Origin of the sequence: Sorangium sp. So ce296 (genome assembly GCF_051529605.1) — a bacterium.
GTDB lineage: Bacteria > Myxococcota_A > Polyangia > Polyangiales > Polyangiaceae > Sorangium > Sorangium cellulosum_D.
Map to the genome: position 1 here is coordinate 12,618,699 of NZ_CP150325.1, position 17,920 is coordinate 12,636,618.

General features: G+C 72.0%; 10 protein-coding genes and 3 tRNA genes. 7 read left to right on the top strand and 6 right to left on the bottom strand.

The annotated features are described in order from the left end of the window. Positions 1-22: 22 nt before the first annotated feature. The gene (locus WME98_RS46485) at positions 23-1,321 is read right to left on the bottom strand and encodes a glycosyltransferase family 4 protein (RefSeq protein ID WP_437948043.1); all 1,299 of its coding nucleotides are present in this window, start codon (positions 1,319-1,321) and stop codon (positions 23-25) included. A gap of 295 nt (positions 1,322-1,616) precedes the next feature. Here WME98_RS46485 and WME98_RS46490 point away from each other — a divergent pair, with 295 nt between their 5' ends. The 3 genes from WME98_RS46490 (at position 1,617) to WME98_RS46500 (ending at position 6,515) form a co-directional block, all read left to right on the top strand. Beyond that, positions 1,617-3,080, top strand: a complete 1,464-nt coding sequence (locus tag WME98_RS46490) for a hypothetical protein (RefSeq protein WP_437948044.1) — start codon at positions 1,617-1,619, stop codon at positions 3,078-3,080. A 417-nt stretch (positions 3,081-3,497) separates the two neighbouring features. Continuing rightward, entirely contained in the window at positions 3,498-4,859 is a 1,362-nt protein-coding gene (locus WME98_RS46495) for a TIGR03013 family XrtA/PEP-CTERM system glycosyltransferase (RefSeq protein WP_020736272.1), read from the top strand. A gap of 117 nt (positions 4,860-4,976) precedes the next feature. Further along, on the top strand, positions 4,977-6,515 hold the full coding sequence (locus tag WME98_RS46500) for a hypothetical protein (RefSeq protein WP_437948045.1): 1,539 nt from the start codon (positions 4,977-4,979) through the stop codon (positions 6,513-6,515). Between the two features lie 29 nt (positions 6,516-6,544). On the opposite strand, the gene WME98_RS46505 is transcribed toward WME98_RS46500, so the two are convergent. Continuing rightward, on the bottom strand, positions 6,545-7,255 hold the full coding sequence (locus tag WME98_RS46505) for a PA14 domain-containing protein (protein WP_437948046.1): 711 nt from the start codon (positions 7,253-7,255) through the stop codon (positions 6,545-6,547). A gap of 315 nt (positions 7,256-7,570) precedes the next feature. Between WME98_RS46505 and WME98_RS46510 the strand changes: the two genes are divergently transcribed. Then, positions 7,571-11,920, top strand: coding sequence for a PAS domain S-box protein (locus tag WME98_RS46510; protein ID WP_437948047.1), 4,350 nt, complete (start codon positions 7,571-7,573; stop codon positions 11,918-11,920). 184 nt (positions 11,921-12,104) lie between these two features. Here the strand turns inward: WME98_RS46510 and WME98_RS46515 are convergent. The 3 genes from WME98_RS46515 to WME98_RS46525 all read right to left on the bottom strand — a co-directional run bounded on the left by WME98_RS46515 (position 12,105) and on the right by WME98_RS46525 (position 12,511). Beyond that, positions 12,105-12,181: transfer RNA gene (locus WME98_RS46515), tRNA-Asp, on the bottom strand. A 138-nt stretch (positions 12,182-12,319) separates the two neighbouring features. Continuing rightward, positions 12,320-12,396 (bottom strand) — tRNA-Asp (locus WME98_RS46520). Positions 12,397-12,439: 43 nt separating this feature from the next. Continuing rightward, positions 12,440-12,511 (bottom strand) — tRNA-Val (locus tag WME98_RS46525). Positions 12,512-13,377: 866 nt separating this feature from the next. On the opposite strand from WME98_RS46525, the gene WME98_RS46530 reads away from it, so the two are divergent. From WME98_RS46530 to WME98_RS46540, 3 genes are all read left to right on the top strand, one after another. Beyond that, a complete protein-coding gene (locus WME98_RS46530) occupies positions 13,378-13,836 on the top strand; it encodes a hypothetical protein (protein ID WP_437948048.1) in 459 nt (152 codons plus the stop codon). Continuing rightward, positions 13,833-14,960, top strand: coding sequence for a carboxylate-amine ligase (locus tag WME98_RS46535; protein ID WP_437948049.1), 1,128 nt, complete (start codon positions 13,833-13,835; stop codon positions 14,958-14,960). The genes WME98_RS46530 and WME98_RS46535 overlap by 4 nt, the downstream gene beginning before the upstream one ends. Before the next feature lie 251 nt (positions 14,961-15,211). Then, a complete protein-coding gene (locus tag WME98_RS46540; protein ID WP_061626381.1) occupies positions 15,212-15,976 on the top strand; it encodes a hypothetical protein in 765 nt (254 codons plus the stop codon). A 56-nt stretch (positions 15,977-16,032) separates the two neighbouring features. On the opposite strand, the gene WME98_RS46545 is transcribed toward WME98_RS46540, so the two are convergent. Further along, positions 16,033-17,454 (bottom strand): serine/threonine protein kinase, encoded by a 1,422-nt coding sequence (locus WME98_RS46545; RefSeq protein ID WP_437948050.1) that lies wholly within the window; start codon positions 17,452-17,454, stop codon positions 16,033-16,035. Positions 17,455-17,920: the final 466 nt, after the last annotated feature.

Here is a 17,920-nt window from a genome sequence, read left to right on the forward strand (position 1 = left end):
GCGCCGCGCGATGTCCCAGGCGTCAGGCGGCGGCCCGCCCGCCTTCTCCGAACGCCGCCCGCGCGAGCAGCCGGCGCAGCGCCTCCGCGCTCTCCTCCCAGGACGGCGGCGCCGCCTCGGCGAACGCGCCGTCGTCCCAGGTCCGCGCGAGCGCGTCGCGCAGCGCGCGGCCGAGCGCTCCGGCGTCGCGCGGCGGGACGAGCAGCCCGGTGCGCCCCGGCGTCACCACGTCCGGAATGCCCCCCACGCGCGTCGCCACCACGGGCCGCGCCGCGGCCAGCGCCTCGAGCACCACGTTCGGGGTGCCCTCCGCCCAGCTCGGGAGCGCCAGCAGATCCGCCGCCGCGAGGTGGCGGGCGACCTGGGCGAGCGGCCGCGCCCCGACCGCGATGATCCGGCCCCGCTCGCCCCGCAGCTCGGCCGACCCGCCCTCGCGATCGCGCCGCAGCGCCGCCTGCTCGACCGCCGCCCGCTCCGGGCCGTCGCCGACGACCACGAGGTGGATCGGCTCACCGCCGTCGCCGCCGTCCCGGTCGATCGCCTCGAACGCGCGCAGCAGCTCGTGAATGCCCTTCTCGCGGAGGACGTTCCCGACGAACGTCACGACGCGCCCGCGCTCCGGGAGCCCGAGCTCGCGCCGGGCGGCGCGCCGGTCCGCCGGGCGGAAGAGCGCGCGGTCGACCCCGTTGCGGACGAGGACCGCGCGATCCCGCGGGGCGCCGAGCGCCGCGAGCGCCTCCACCATCGGACGGCTCACGCCGATCGCGTACGCGGCGGACCGGAGCGCGCCGCCGACGAGCGGGCGCACCGAGCGCCAGCGGGCGACGACGTTCACGTCCGTGCCATGGGCCTTCACCGCATAGGGGAGGCCGAGCATCCGGGCGAGCAGCGCCGCCGCGCAGGCGTCGGGGTACAGCCACGCCCCCAGCACGACGTCGAACCGCCCGCGCAGCCGCGGGACGTAGGGCAGGAGCCCCGCCAGGTAGAGCGGCGCGTTCACCGGCGCCAGCACGCGGCCCGCCCCCGGCAGGTACGGCGCGCGCGGGTGCACCACCTGCACGCCGTCGATCTCGTCGCGCTCGGGCACCGCCGTCAGGCGGCCCGGCCGCGTGCGCCCGCCCAGGAGCGATACGCCCGGGTGGTACGGGATCGCAGCCAGCACCTCCACCTCGCAGCGCCGCGACAGCGCCGCGAGCTGCTGCCGCTGGAACGCGCACGACAGCGGCTCAACCCGGTTCGGAAAGATGCGCGTCACCCAGAGAACGCGCAGCGGCCTCGACAAGCCTTCCTCCTCCACGCCCGCGCCCACGCCGAATTTCATGATGTAACTCATATTACGAGCCGTCCTTCCGCCCCAGCGGGGCAGGGGCCGACTCGAGGTACGTCCCGCCCTGCCTGCGCACGTCCACGCCGCGAGCGCCCGCGGTGCCAGCCCCGAGGAGCGCTCAGGTCGCCGCCGCGCGCCACACCCGCGGCATGCCGGGTCAGATTTGTAATGTTGCAAACATTAGCGAACGTGGGACGCTCCGGGCGCCGGGCGTGCTGCCGGGGAGGGAAGGGCGGCCGATTCGGGTCGCGCCCGCCGCGCGGCGTGCCGCTCGACAGCAAGGGGGCGCGTGTTCTCGTTCGTCTTGCCGATGTGGGAGTCCGACGTGACGGCGCAGGCGGCGGTGGAGCAGAGCGTGGCGTCGAGCGTCAGGGACGTGGGCTCCGGCGCGCTGATGGCCGGCGTCGAGGGCTCGGTCGAGGGCTCGCTGCGCGGCGAGAGCTCGCGCTACGGTTTCAGCGTCGACGGGAGCTACGGGCGGGTCCTTCAGGTCTCGCTCGACGCGGCGCGCTCCGCGCCGTCCGACAGCGTCTCGGCGCGCCTCGGCGGGGGAGCGGGCTGGACGCTCTCGCCGCATGCGGACCTCTCGATGGCGGCGGCCGGCTACCTGGCGACCCGCCTCGGCGTGCGCGCCGCCGACGCGCTCGCCGCGCGCGATCCGTTCCTGTACGGCAATCGCCTGCAATACACGCTCTCCGGGGGACCGGCCCTGTCGATCGTGACATCGCGGCGAGCCGCGGCGCGCCTCGAGCTCGGGTACGAGCAGGCCGGCGCGCTCTCGGCCGACGACCCGGCCGGGGTCGGGATCGACGCGCACACGGGGCGGGCCCAGGTGAGCACGTCGATCGACCTCGGCGCGCTGGACACGCTGACCCCCGAGCTCCGGTACGAGATCACCCAGTATCATCACGCGCTGCTCGACACCGAGCTCACGCGCGGGGAGGCCCGCGTCCACGCCGGCGCGGCGCTCCTGTCCGCGACTCACGAGCTCACGCGCAACGCCTCGGCGCGCGCCTCGGGCGGCGTGACCGTCGCGAGCCCGCCGCCCGTGCTGTCGTCGCGCGACGCGGTGATCGCGCCGACGGCGCGGGTCGGTCTCACCTACGTGCAGGAGCGCTACCGGCTGACAGCGGGGTACGCGTACGCCTATACGTCGCTCGGGCCGAGGATCGGATTCGGGCACGAGCACGAGGCGTCCCTCGAAGCGAGCTTCCGGCCCGCGCGGGGCGGCGCGACCCGCGATCTCCTCGTGACCGGCGTCGCCCGCTTCTCGACCGGCAGCGCCCCCGTCGCCGCGAATCCGCCGCTCCACCTCGCCCCCGGCGCGCCGGCGCCCTCCAGGGAAGGCTCGCTGTCCACGACCACGGCGCTCGCGGGCGCGGAGATCGCCTATCCCCTGGCGCGCGGGATCGCGCTGCGCGGCGGCGTCGACCTGGAGTTCGTGCGCGCCGCGCTCGACCCGGCGCCGAGCACAGGCGAGGCCGGCGGCTCGCTGAGGAGCATCGTGACGGCCGGGATCTCGGGGACGCTGTCGACGGATCGCCACCGGACCGTGCGTCGCGATCCCGACAGCGCATGGGACGACGAGCGCCGCGCCGCGATGATCCAGGGAATGCCGTCCGGCCGCTGGCGAGCGCCCGAGCCGGGCCGCGAGCGCGACGACCGCAGCGCCGCCTCCGGCGACTCCGCCGCCCCCGGCGAGGCCCCGCGGGAGACGCCGCCCGCGCGCGCCGGTGACGTCGGCGCGCGATAAGCCGCGTCGACATACCTGTTCGACACACCCGTTCGACACACCTGTTCGACACGACGGGGCAAAGCGCGCTCCCGGCCGGAGCGACGCGCTCACCGCGCCGCCGATCCGCAAAGCTCCCCGAGCGCCCGCCCGGAGACGACGTACGCAGTCCGTCGACAGCGTTCTCTCGCCGCGACTCCCCTCGTCACCGCGCATTCCCGGCGCAACCGCCCGCGATGTCGTCGATTGCGCCGCGCCCGGCTTCGCGCGCGGCGGCTCAGTCCGCCGCCGATGGACGAGATTCGTCGGAGGCATCTGGCGATCTGCCCCGGTCCGCTCTAATGTGGGTCCAACTACAACCGTGTGTGCCCCGCCGGAGGCGATGCGCCGTGGCGCGCGACCGCCCGGGGCGCTGGGCTAGACGAGTGGGGAGGGACGATGCTGGAGCTGTTCCGGTCGCCGCGCCGGGCCATGGTGTGGTTTGTCGAGGCCAGCCTGCTCTCGCTCCTGGTGTGTTGCGCGCCGGGCGTGCTCGTGGGCTGGGAGCACGCGCTCGACGGAGAGCGCTTCGGGCAGACGCTGAGCATCTCGCTGGTCGCGCTGGCGTCGCTCTACTATCACGGCCTGTACGGGCCGGAGCCGCCCAGGGCGCGCGCGCTGTTCCTGACGATGTTCCGGGCGCTCGGCATGGCGGCGGCGGTGCTGTGGCTCGCGTTCTGGCTCGTGCCGGACGCGGAGCTCGGCGACCGGGTGCTCCTGACCTCGCTCGGGGCAGCGGCGATCGTGCTCCCGGCGTGGCGCGCGGCGTGCAATCGGGTGCTGAGCAGCGAGAGCTTCTCCACGCTGGCGGTCGTGCTGGGGTCGGGCGAGCTCGCCCGCACGTGCGCGTCCCTCATCCGGAAAGACGGAGACGTCCTCGGGCTGCGCCTCGCCGGCCGGCTCGTCAGGGACGAAGAGCCGATCGACGATCCCGAGATCGCGGGCAGGACCCGGGATCTCCGGCGCCTCGTCGAGCAGCGCGGCGTCGCGGTGGTGATCGTGGCGATCCCCGATCGGCGCGCCGCCTTCCCGCTGGAGGAGCTGCTCGATCTGAAGTTCCGCGGCGTCCAGATCGAGGAGGGCATGGACTTCTACGAGCGCGTGACCGGCAAGATCTGCGTGCGCGAGCTGAAGCCGAGCCAGATCATCTTCTCTCACGGCTTCCGCGTGCGGCGGCGGACGCTGGTCGCGAAGCGGCTCTTCGACGTCGTATGCGCGAGCGCCGGGCTCGTGCTCGCATTGCCGCTGATGGCGCTCACGGCCATCGCGGTGAAGGTCGACTCCAGGGGACCGGCGCTCTATTCGCAGATCCGGACAGGCGCCCTCGGGAAGCCGTTCCGCATCCACAAATTCCGGTCGATGCGGACCGACGCCGAGAAGAACGGGGCCGCGTGGGCCATCGAGAACGATCCGCGCGTGACCCGGGTCGGGCGGTTCATCCGGAAGACGCGGCTCGACGAGCTGCCTCAGCTCTGGAACGTGCTCGTCGGCGAGATGAGCATGGTGGGGCCGCGGCCCGAGCGCCCCGAGTTCATCGAGGCGCTGGAGAAGCAGATCCCCTTCTTCCGGCAGCGGCTCTGCGTGAAGCCGGGCGTGACGGGGCACGCGCAGGTGCGCTGCCGTTACGGCGCGTCCGCCGAGGACGCGCTGGAGAAGCTCCAGTACGATCTCTATTACATGAAGAGCTTCTCGCTCTGGTTCGATATCTCCATCCTCATCGACACCGTGAAGGTCGTGCTCTGGCGCATCGGCGCACGGTGAATGCTCCGGCTGCCGACGCGTGCAATGGCTGCGCTCTTTAACGACGCGCCCGGTGGCGCGGCCTCTGCAGAGAACGCCCGAGGGATCGGCGAGCGTCGGTCTCCGGGGGGATCAGCGATGAAGACGCGGATGAAGGCGGGCATCGTGAGCTCGGTGTTTCTGCTCCTGGGCTGCGCGGAGCTCGACCGGGCGCCCGACGAGCGCGTCGCCGCCGCGCAGAGCAGCGTGAACGGCCCCGCCTTCCACTTCATCGAGGGTGGGCCCGTGCCCTACGTGCTCGGCTACACGCCCGAGACCGGCCAGATCCTCGGCGGCGCCCACCAGCTGCTCATCCCCACGACCGGCGGCCGCGAGGCGATCGACGGCGCCAACCTGCCCTCGCACCTGCACCCCGATCTCCAGGGCGACCGGCTCCGGCTCGACACGACGCTGCTGCAAGGCGAGGCGCAGTCGAGCGCGTTCCCCTCGAACTGGTGGCCCCAGCGGCAGAACGGCATCGCCGACCGCTGGAATTCGATGTTCAAGAACTACTCCGATCGGACCTCCGACCCGGACAACCTCTCTCCCGTCGAGAAATACGACGTTCTCTTCCACCCGGGACAGATGGAGTCGCTCGCGAGCATCGCCACGTGGAGCGCGGACGACCTCCGGAGGCCCCCGTACCTGCGCAACCCGCCCTACATCCAGCCGGCGGTGGTCGTGGCCGGTCCGGCGACGCGCTGGGAGCTGCAGCATCACGGGCTCTACCAGGGGATCTATCCGGAGTACTGGTGGGGGCACTGCAACGGGTGGTCGGCGTACGTCGCCGCCGAGGGCGCCGGGCCGCGCCGCGACGTCCGGGTGAAGCTCGTCGACTCCAAGGTGACCGAGTGCGCCGCGGCGGAGACCGGGTGCGTCCTGTTCCGCATGGCGGACATCGAGGCGCTCATGAGCGAGGTCTACTTCAGCGACGCGGTGACCTTCTCGGGGCGCCGCTGCGAGACGCGGGCGGATCGGACGGCGCGCGACATCTACGGCAGGCCGCTCGACCCCGCCTGCCGCGACCTCAACCCCGCCACGATGCACGTCGCCATGACCGGGCTGCTCGGGGTCGGCGCGAAGCCGCTCTCCGGCGAGTCGACCCAGAAACAGCGGCTCATGTTCATCGTCGACCACACCTGGGACGCGGAGGTGTGGAGCTTCCCCGTGAAACAGTTCTCGATCGACACCATCGAGGAGATCGGCCCGCAAGACGCCGCGCGGCTCCTGTGCGGCGGCGCGTACATGGGCGCCGACTGTTACAACTACCGGATGAACCCGGCCGCGAGGCGCTTCGTCCGCGTGGCCGCGCGCTTCTGGATGATCTCCGATTCGGTCACCGGCGAGACGCTGCTCCTCCCGCCCGCCCAGCGCGACGTCCCGCTCTCGGTCTCGGAGCTGCACTACGTGCTCGAGCTCGACAGCGATCTCACGATCCTCGGGGGGGAGTGGATCAAGAACCCGTCGATCGTCAACGGGATCAACGGCAAGGAGCTCCACCCCGACTACGCGTGGATGCCGGTCCGGGCCCAGGGGACCGGCGAGGACAGCGACGATCTCGGGGGCACCGAGGACAACCCCTACGTCTCGTACACAAAGGTCAAGGCGCTGCTCGCGCTCGCGCAACGCGGCGGCTGAGCGCGGCGCGGCCGCCGCGCGCGCCGCGCTCAGAGCACCCGGGAGATGTCGAGGATCTGCCGGCCGCCCTGCGGGGGCGTCACGAAGAGCTGCAGCGCGATCTCGAAGCGCGGCCCCTGGAAATAGCCGATCCGGATCCGGTGCTTCCCCGGCTCCAGCATCACCGCGCCCTGCGCGCTCTGCGGCTCGTGCCGGCCGTCGTTCTCGACCACCACCCGGTCGTCGATGAAGAGCCTGGAGCCGTCGTCGGAGAGCAGCTCGAACTGGTGCGCTCCGCTGCGCGAGGTCACGAACTCTCCCTCGTACGAGATCTGGAACCACTCGTTGCGTCCGCCGGGCACGCCCGGGAAGCCGCTCTGCCAGGACCGCGGCGAGATATCGAGCCGCGGCGTGTAGAGGACCGCGACCGGGCTCAGCGAGGCGGTGTTCAGGAGGTGCGACGTGCCGTTCGGCACGAAGTACACGAGGCCGCGCAGCGCGTTCACCCCCGCGGTCTCGGGCCCGCCGAAGTCCGTCGCCTGCCCGACCACGACGACCCCCGGCGGCGCGGCGGGCACCGCGTCGATCGTGACCACCGCGCCGCTCACGAGGACCGGCCCGGCCCGCGGCGGCTCCGCCTGCGTCGTCATGGCGCAGCGCCCGACGAGCACCGCGGCGCCCAGGGCGCCCACCACGGCGCACGCCGCCGCCGCCTTCACCGTGACGGACGTCGCCCTCCACCAGATAAGAATTCGACTCATAAGCGCTCCGTGTCTCCGCGGCCGGTCCGGCCGCTCGGCGGCTATGCACGCGGAGATGATGCGATTTGTCAAGGACAAGCGTCGCATTCGCGTCCGCGGAGACGACGTGTGACGACCGAGCCACGAGCGCTCCCAGGAGGTGGCGCACCTGGATATGGCGGTCGGGTAGATCCTTATGGCGCTCCCGGCCGCGCTTCGCGCCGACGTTCGCTGGCTGTTGTCCCAGACGTGTACTAAGCGTCGGGGGCTTTGATGCGAAGCGACGGTGAGAGCCGCGATGCCGCGACGGGAGTCCCGTCGCCCCAGCGAACACGGTTGGCCGACAGCCTCGTCGTCGCGCTCGGGGCGTCGGCGGGGGGCCTGGAGGCCTTCAGGGCCTTCCTCTCGGCGATGCCGCCCGACAGCGGGTTCGCCTTCGTGCTCGTGCACCTCGAGCCGCACAACGCGGGCGTGATGTCGCAGCTGCTCGCGGCCCACACGGGCATGCCCGTGCTGGAGGCGACGGACGGGCTGCCGATCCAGCCGAGCCACGTCTACGTCACCCCCTCGCACGCCACGGCGACGATCCAGGACGGCGTCTTCCGGCTGAGCCGCCTCGCGGAGCCGCGCGGGCACCGCGCGGCGATGGACGCGCTGCTCCGGTCGCTCGCCGAAGAGGCGAAGCAGCGGGCGGTGGCGGTGGTGCTCTCCGGCTCGGGGCACGACGGCGTGAGCGGGCTCAAGGTCGTCCGAGAGCACGGCGGGCTCACGATCGCGCAGCACCCCGCGACCGCCGCTCACCCGGAGATGCCGCGGCACGCGATCGACACCGGGCTCGTCAACTACGTGCTCGCCCTCCGCGACATCCCCGCCGCGCTGCTCGAGTACGCGCGGCGCCTGCCCGCGGAGGGGGATCGCGCGGACCTCGTCGAGGAGATCGCCGCGCGGCTGCCGGAGATCTGCGCGCTGCTCCTCGAGCGCACGGGGCACGACTTCCGCCAGTACAAGCGGACCACGCTGGTCCGGCGGGTGCAGCACCGGGCCCAGGTGCTGCGGGCGACCTCGATCGCCGACTATATGGCGCTGCTCCGGCGGGAGGCGGACGAGCCGACGCAGCTCGTCCGCGATCTCCTCATCGGCGTGACCGAGTTCTTCCGCGATCCGGAGACGTTCGAGGCGGTGCGGGAGGAGATCGTGCCGGCGCTCTTCGCCGAGCGCGAGGCGGACAGCCCGATCCGCGTCTGGGTGCCGGGCTGCGCCACCGGCGAGGAGGTCTACACGATCGCGATGCTCCTCATGGAGCACGCCGAGCAGCTGCCCGCGGCCCCGCGCGTGCAGATCTTCGGCACCGACGTGGACGACCAGGCCATCGAGATCGCCCGGCAGGGGCGCTACCCGAGGGAGGCGACGCAGCTCATCGCGTCGGGCCGGCTCGCGCGCTTCCTCGTCGCCGAGGAGGGCGGCGCCCGCTCGGTCGCCAAAGCGATCCGCGACGTCTGCGTCTTCTCCCGGCACGATCTCACCAGGGATCCGCCGTTCTCGCGGCTCGATCTGATCTCGTGCCGCAACGTCCTCATCTACCTCGAGGGCGAGCTCCAGCGGCGGGTGCTCGGGGTCTTCCACTACGCGCTCGTCGATGACGGCTGCCTGCTCCTCGGCCCCTCGGAGAGCGTGTCGCAGCGGAGCGACCTGTTCCGCCCCATCGACGGCAAGCGGCGGATCTTCCAGAAGAAGCGCGCCGTCGGGCACGCGCTGCCGCGGCTCCCGCTCGCCGAGCGGACCGGGGTGGACGGGCGCGCGGGCGAGCTCGCGCGCCGCGGCGCCTGGTCGGCCGAGCAGAGCATCGAGCGCACCATCGAGCGGTGCCTCCTCGAGCGCTACGGGCCGCCGTGCGTCGTCGTGAACGAGCAGGGCGACATCGTGTACCTGTCCGGCGAGACGGGGAAGTACCTCGCGCCGTCGACGGGGGCGCTCGACGTCAACGTCTCGAACATGGTGCTGCGGGCGCTGCGCCCCGAGGTGCGGTCGGCCGTGCACCGCGCCGTCAGGATGCGCGAGCAGGTGGTCCACGAGAACATCGCGGTCGAGACCATCGCCGGGACGCAGCGCCTCAACCTCGTCGTGCGGCCGCTCGGCGGCCTCGAGGACGACCTCGGCCTGTTCGTCGTCGTGTTCGACGAGCTCCGGCCGGCGGCGCGGGGCGAGGCGCCGCCGCCCGGCCCGCGGCGGGAGAGCGCGTCGCTCGTCGACCAGCTCGAGCACGAGCTCAAGGCCACGCGGGAGCACCTCCAGACGACGATCGAGGAGCTCGAGACGTCGAACGAGGAGCTGAAGAGCTCGAACGAGGAGCTCCTCAGCATGAACGAGGAGCTCCAGAGCCTGAACGAGGAGTTCGAGACGCTGAACAGCGAGCTGAAGTCGAAGATCGAGGCCCTCGACGCGGCCAATGACGACCTCCAGAACCTCCTGCTCAGCACCCAGATCCCGACGGTGTTCCTCGACGACGAGCTCAGGATCCGGCGGTTCACGCCCGCGGCGACGGAGGTCTTCCGGCTGATCGAGGGCGACATCGGTCGATCCATCCTCGACATCGCGGCGCGCTTCGACGCCTCCTCGCTCGTCGCGGACGCGCGCGACGTGCTGCGGACGCTCGCGCCGAAGGAGCGGGAGGTGCAGCTCGAGGACGGCCGCTGCTGCTACATGCTGCGGGTGCTGCCGTACCGCACGCTGGCGAACGTCATCTCGGGCGTGGTCGTCACGCTCGTGAACGTGACGAGCGTCAAGGAGGCCGAGGAGCAGCGCGGCCGGCTCGCCGCGATCGTCGCGTCGGCCGAGCAGGCGATCCTCGGCGCGGCGGTCGACGGGGCGATCACGAGCTGGAACGCGGCCGCCGAGCGGATGTTCGGCTACGGCGAGAGGGACGTGACCGGCCGCCCCGTGCAGCTCATCATCGCGCCCGAGCGCGCCGACGAGATGCGGGCCGTCCTCGAGCGGGTGCTCGGCGGCGAGCGGGTGGAGCCCGTGGAGACGGTGGGGATCGCGCGCGGCGGGGATCGGGTCCACGTCTCGATCAGCGTCGCGCCCATCCACGACGCCGGCGGCGCGATCATCGGGGCGTCCGCGATGCTGACCGACATCACGCGGCGCAAGCGCGCGGAGGAGGCGCTCCGCGCGAGCGAGGAGGACTTCCGCCTGATCTTCGAGAGCGCCGTGGTCGGCAAGGTCCAGTGCGAGCCCGCCACGGGCCGCTTCGTGCGGGTGAACAGGAAGTTCGCCGGCATGCTCGGGCACGAGGCGACGGAGCTCCTCGGCAAGGCGCTCCTCGACGTCACGGCCCCGGAGGACGCGAGCGCCGTCGCCGATCGGTACGAGCGGCTGCTGCGCGGCGAGATCAGCGACTTCGCGCTCGAGAACCGCTACGTGACGAGGGACGCGAGGCGCCTCTGGGCGAGCACCACGGTGACGGCGGTGCGGGACGCGGGCGGCCGCATCACCCACACGATGGCGGTGGTGCAGGACATCACGCGGCGCAAGGAGGTCGAGGCGGAGCTCATCACGGCGCGCGAGGCCGCGGAGCACGCGAACCGCACGAAGGATCAGTTCCTGGCCGTCCTGTCGCACGAGCTCAGGACGCCGCTCACGCCGGTGGTCACGGCCGCGTCGCGGCTGCTCCGCCGCGACGACCTGCCCGACGAGGTCCGCCGGGGCGTCGAGATGATCCAGCGCAACGCCGAGCTCGAGGCGCGCCTCATCGACGATCTCCTGGACCTGACGCGGGTGGTTCGAGGCAAGCTCGAGCTGGTCACGCACACGGTCGCGGCGCGCACGGTGCTGGAGCACGCGATGGAGATCTGCGCCGACGAGGTCGACGCGAAGAGCATCCGGCTGACGCTCGACGTCGCGCCCGGCGAGCACTGGGTCTCGGCGGACGTCGCCCGGCTGGAGCAGGTGGTCTGGAACCTCCTGAAGAACGCGGTGAAGTTCAGCTATCCCGGGTCGCAGATCGAGCTCTGCTGCTATGACGAGGCCGCGCAGGTGGTCATCGAGGTGCGGGATCAGGGGGTCGGCATCGAGCCCGAGGTGCTGCCGCGGATCTTCGACGCCTTCGAGCAGGGGAACGCGGACACGACGCGGCACTTCGGCGGGCTCGGCCTCGGGCTCGCGATCTCGCGCGCGATCGTGCAGCTGCACGGCGGCACGATCACGGCGTCGAGCCCTGGGCGGGGGGCCGGGGCGACCTTCCGCGTCCTCCTGCCCGCCGCGAGGCCGCCTGCGGCCGCCACGCCGACGCAGGCGAAGGCCGCCGGGACGGCCGCGCCGAGGCGCGCGCTGCGCATCCTGCTCGTGGAGGACCACGAGGACACGGCGGAGATGATGAGCGAGCTGCTCACGCTGACCGGCCACACGGTGCGCATCGCCCGGAGCGTGCGCGCCGCGCTCGACCTGGTCGGGGCGGAGGCGTTCGATCTGCTCGTGAGCGACCTCGGGCTGCCCGACGGCAGCGGCACGGACCTGATCGCGTCGATCCGGTCCGCCGGCCACGGGCTCAAGGCCATCGCGTTGAGCGGCTACGGCATGGAGGAGGATCGCCGCAAGACGATCCGCGCCGGCTTCCTGGAGCACCTCATCAAGCCGGTGAGCTTCCGCGACCTCGACGCGGCCATCCAGCGCGTGATGGCGCGGTGAGGGCAGGGCCTACGCGAGCGGCGCGGCGAGGGCAGGGCCTACGGCGCGGCGAGCGCAGGGCCTGCGGCGCAGCGATGGCCCAGCCTGTGACGGCGCGCGGCCAGGTCAACGGGCTCAACAGGCTGTCGAGCGGCCCTGGAGAAAACGGCCTGACGGCCGGGCATCGAAGATGCCGATGCGGTGCTGGCGGGGTGGACGGGACTCGAACCCGCGGCCTCCGGCGTGACAGGCCGGCGTTATAACCAACTTAACTACCACCCCAGATGTCAGCGTTCCGATCGCCGTGCGGGCAGATGCCCGGCTCCCATGAGCCAATCTTCCTCGCAGCGCCGCATCGATCGATGCGAAACTACCGAGGGAAGCTCAGGTGAGCGGCGACTCGGAAATATAAAAGAAAGCTGGCGGGGTGGACGGGACTCGAACCCGCGGCCTCCGGCGTGACAGGCCGGCGTTATAACCAACTTAACTACCACCCCAGACTGACATCATCACAGCTCGCCCAGGCCCTTGACCCAGGAGTGGGCGGGACAGGGGTCGAACCTGCGACCATCGGCTTGTAAGGCCGACGCTCTGCCGCTGAGCTACCCGCCCCGTCGGAGAGGTGCGCGACTCTACTCGCCGAGCAGGTTCCGTCAAGATCTATTTTCGGACGGCCTCCGTCCCTGGCCGATCTGGCCGGGGTTTTCCGCCTGGGGCTGCGCGTCAAGCGCGTGCCGTGCGCGTGGAGCGCTCTTCACGCCGCGCGCGCCACGCTCGCCGGTGGCGGACGTCCTCCTCTGTCTCTGTGTCCCGCCGAGCACGGCCATGCCGCGATCGCACCGGACGGACCGGCGGGCAGAGCCGTTGACCGGGCTCGCGCGGCCGTCTCATCGCTACACTTCTAGCGTAAAATTCCTGGGTATCCGCGCTACGCTGTGCGTCAGCGGCGGTGGCCGCGACCATGTGTGGTGGGAGGAGACAGCAACGTATGGCGGAGAAAATCGGCATCCTCGTCGGCTGGGAGCAGTCGTTCCCGCAGGCCTTCCTCGAGAGGTGCAACAAGGTGCCGGGCGTCCGGGCGGAGATCGCGAAGATCGGCGGGACGCCCGAGCGCTTCGAGAGCCCGTACCGGGTGCTCATCGACCGGATCAGCCAGGAGGTGAAGCACTACCGCTTCCACCTCAAGGCGGCGGCGCTCGGCGGGGCGTTCGTGATCAACGACCCGTTCTGGTGGAGCGCGGACGACAAGTTCTTCGGCTACTCGCTCGCGTCGCAGATCGGGATCGCGACGCCGCGCACCGTCATGCTGCCCCAGCGCGACTACATCCCGGCCATCGTCAAGGAGCGCAGCCTCCGCAACCTCGAGTACCCGCTCAACTGGGAGGCGATCATCGACTACGTGCGCTTCCCGGCCATCCTCAAGCCCGCGGACGGCGGAGGAGCTGCTCGCCGCCTACAACGCCTCCGGGCAGAACGTCATGACCCTGCAGGAGTTCATCGACTTCGACGACTACGTCCGCTGCATCTGCGTCGGCAAGGATCGCATCCTCCCGATCCAGTACGACCCCAAGGCGATCGGCCCGACCGGGCTCCGCGGCTGCTACGTGCAGCACGACGACGAGCGGTGGCTCCCGAAGGCGCTCCACGATCGCATCGTCGAGGACGCGATCAAGATCAACAGGGCGCTCGGCTACGACATGAACTCGGTCGAGTTCGCGATCCGGGACGGGGTGCCGTACGCGATCGACTTCACGAACCCGGCGCCCGACATGCACATCGAGCACCTGCGGGAGCGCTACTTCAACATCGCGGTCGACTGGATGGTCGCGTACGCCGTGGAGTGCGCGCGCGGCGACCGGCGGACGCGCGACGGCTACGCGTGGTCGAGGCTCGTGCGGCCTTCCATGCAGAAGGTCCGGCTCGGGGCCTCGTCGTGACCGCGGCCCTGGGGCTGCTCGACGGCCAGTTCACGCTGGGCGTCGAGGAGGAGTTCCAGATCGTCGACGCCGAGACGCGCGAGCTCCGGTCGTACGTGAGCCAGCTGCTCGAGGGGGGGCAGGGCCACAAGCTCCTTCGCGAGCGGGTCCGCCCGGAGATGCACCAGTCGGTCGTCGAGACGGGCACCGGCGTCTGCCGGGATATCCGGCAGGCGAGGGAAGAGCTGGCCGAGCTGCGCGGCAGCCTCAGGGCGCTCGCGCGGCAAGGCGGGATGCGCATCGTCGCGGCGGGGACGCACCCGTTCAGCGACTGGAAGAAGCAGGAGATCACCGACGGCGAGCGCTACCGGGGCATCGTGGAGGACCTGCAGGACGTCGCCCGGGCGAACCTCATCTTCGGGCTGCACGTGCACGTGGGCGTCAAGGACCGCGAGGTGGCGATGGCCCTGGCGAACCAGGTCCGCTATTTCCTCCCGCACATTCTCGCGCTGTCGACGAGCTCGCCGTTCTGGCTCGGCCGCTGCTCGGGCCTGAAGAGCACGCGCAGCGAGATCTTCAAGCGCTTCCCGCGCACCGGCATCCCGGGGCGCTTCGAGTCGTACGGCCACTTCCAGCGCTTCGTCGACCTGCTCGTGAAGACGGGCTGCATCGACAACGCGAAGAAGATCTGGTGGGACGTGCGCGCCCACCCGTTCTTCGACACGGTCGAGGTCCGGATCTGCGACATGACGACGCGCCTCGACGACACCGTGGCGCTGGCGGCGCTCATCCAGGCCGTCATGGGCAAGCTCTACCTGCTCTACCGGCGCAACCTCGGGTTCCGCGAGTACCGGCAGGAGCTCATCGAGGAGAACAAGTGGCGCGCCGTGCGCTACGGCATCGACGGGCAGCTCATCGACTTCGGCAAGCAGGAGCAGGTCCCCGTCCGCCTCCTCGTCGGCGAGCTGCTCGAGTTCGTGCAGGAGTCGGCGGAGATCTTCGGATCGCAGGGCGAGCTCGAGCGGATCCGGGCGATCCTCGACGAGGGGACGAGCGCCGATCGCCAGCTCGCGGTCTACGCCCGGACGCAGAGCTTCGAGGCCGTCGTCGACGACCTGATCGAGCAGTCCAACCTCGGCCTGTAGGCCCGGGCGCCGGGCGGCGGGGATCGCCCGCGGCGCGGGAGGGCGCCGCGAGGTCCTCTCGGTCCGGTCGCGGGAGCCTCGGGGCGGGCTCGCGCCTCGGGGCGGGCTCGCGCCTCGGGGCGGGCTCGCCGCGGAGCCGGCGTCGACCGCCGCCGCCGCGGGCCTCCCGGCGAGAATTTCTGCTCGCGCGCCGGCTCTGCTACCGTGCGGCCGTGGGAATCGCTCCGCGCCGCTCTGCTTTCGCTCTCTCGGTGGGCTGCCTGGTCGCGCTGTCTGTCGCCGCGGGCGCCGCGGGCTGCGCGTCGACCGAGTACGTCAACGAAGGTCCGGGGCAGCCGACGCCGCGGGCCTCCGGCACGCTGCCCCCCGGCTCGGTGGGCGTCTGCAAGCAGCCGGAGACGAAGCGGCCGCCGATCGTGAGCGAGGAGCTCTGGGCCCACGCGAAGCCGTGCACGCCGCGCACGCCCGCCTCGTACATCCGCCTCGGCTACGCGAAGGACGGCGCGGCGGGCGCCGATCCCGAGGCGGAGCAGCTGGCCGAGCGGGTGCTCGCGGCGCTCACTGAGGGGCCGAAGCCCGACGGCGGCAACAACCAGGTCACGGGCGCGATCCGCGCCGTGCGGGCCTACGCGGCGAGGAAGGACGAGCTGCGCGCCCGGGTCGTGAGGGAGTCGGCCACCGGGCAGACGTGCGACGTGACCTACCTGCTCAACACGATGTCCGCCGCGCGGAGCAAGCTGTCCGGGGGCGAGGCGTGCACCGCGGAGGTGTTCGACCCGGAGACGCGCGCCGACGCGTGCCTCTTCGACACGAAGCGGCCCGAGGGGCTGTGGCTCTCGAGCGGCTGGTCGTGCATGACGTTCACCGGCGCGCTCGGGAACGAGGCGTCCTGCCATCAGCTCTGCGGTTACGACGATTACTGCGCGCGGCAGGTGTACTGCGCGGCCGGCGACGTCAACCTCCTGCTCTGCACGCTCGGCGTCTGCCTGCCGGAGCCGTCCGCCGGCATCAAGTGACCGCGGCCGGCGCGCGCTGACCGCGCGGCGCGAGGCCGCCGCGGCCGAGCGTGGAGCTAGTCGGCGAGGAGGGCGCTCAGCCGCTCGAGCAAGCCGCGGAGCAGCTCGCGCGCGCTGCGCAGGAGCGAGCGCCCGTCGCGCAGGAGATCGTGCACCTCGCCGGGGACGGGCAGGAGGCCCGCGCGGGCGGCGAGCGCCGCGCCCGTGACAAGCAGCAGGACCAGGAGCAGGGCGAGGGAGATGCGGCGGCGCCACCTTCGCCGGGCGCGGGGCGCCGGGGTGACCAGGGCCGGAGGCGCGGACGCGACCGGCAGCGCGAGGCTCGCGGGCGACTGGGACGAGGACTTCGGGGGAGGCTCCTCGAGCGAGACGGGCAGGATGCCCGCGAAGGTGGCGGGGAGGGGCGTGTTCCCGGCGGGCGCCTGCTTGCGCCGGTCGCCCCTGATCGAGGACGCGGTGCGGCCTTCCCCCCGCGCCGACATGCGGCTGTCCGCGAGCTGGATCGCGGTCGCGAGCTTCTTCCGGCGCTCGGCCACGATGTCCCCGAGCGTCTCGCGGACGAAGCGGCCGACGTCGCCGTCCGTCACCGGGGTGCCGATCGCGATCGCGATCTGGTCGAGCGTGCGCTGGAACGACGCGCAGTCGTTCCAGCGGTCCGCCGGATCCTTGGCCAGCGCGCGCTCGATGGCGACCGCGAGGTCGAACGGGACGTCGGGCACGAGCTCCCGGAGGGGGACCGGGGCGAACCGCAGGATGTTCTCCATGGTCTTGGCGTCGCTCCGGCCGCGGAACGGGTGGTAGCCGCTCAGGGTGGTGTAGAGGAGGACGCCGAGCGAGAAGATGTCGGAGCGGCGATCGACCTTGCCCGAGGTGAGCTGCTCCGGAGAGAGGTACGGGATCTTGCCCTTGAGCTGGCCGACGACGCGCGTCTCGTGCAGCCGGCCCGTGGCCTTGGCGACGCCGAAATCGACGATTTTTACGATGCCGTCGTACGACACCATGACGTTCTGGGGCGAGATGTCGCGGTGCACGAGGTCGACGAGCTTCCCCTCGTCGTCGCGGAGCTCGTGCGCGGCGTGGAGGCCAGCGCAGATGCTCGAGGCGATGCGCAGGAGGATCGGCAGGGGGACGCCGCCGGTCGATCGGACCTGCTTGTTGAGCGTGGAGATGGTGTCGCCGTCGACCCACTCCATGACGATGTAGAGGACGCCGTTCTCGTCGCCGAGCTCGACGATCTCGACCGCGTGGGGGTGCCGGATGCGGGACGCGAGGCGCGCCTCGTCGAGGAACATCGCCTCGAAGGCCGGATCGTTGCCGATCTCCGGCAGCATCGTCTTGATGGCGACGATCTTCTGGAAGCCGCGGGAGCCCACGAGGCGCGCCGCCCAGACGGCCGCCATCCCTCCACGGGCGACCGGCATGAGGATCTCGTAGCGGCCCAGCGTGTCTCCAGGCTTGAGGTCCGACAAGATCTGCACGCGGTGGTCCTAGAGGGGGAGGCGGAGTTGGGAGGGGTGGGGCTCGAGTGCCGCCTTTACGTTCGTGGAGGCACGCAGCCTCGACGTCTGCCGGAGCGACGCAGCGCCATCGCGCTCGCACGTCACGAAGGAGGTCCTGCGAAGCCAGGGTGCCACGAAGGGGACACGGACCTCAAGTTCGGGCGCGACGGCGGCCGAGAGGAATGATCTCATCGGCTTCCGGGCCGAAGCTCTCGTACCGGATCGGCGCCGCGGCCTTGCCGATGACCGCGGCGATCCGCTCCGGGAACTGCGGCCGCGGCGCCCGGTGGCGGCGCGCTCGGCGCGCGGCGGCTTGACATTTCCCAGCGACGTGCCGCGCGCGGCGCCCGGGGCGCAGGAGCGCGGGCGCGGAGCGGGCGTGAGGCGGCCGCGCCGCGCGGCGGCGGCAGGAGCGCGGCGCGAGGTCGGCTCATCACAGCAGATA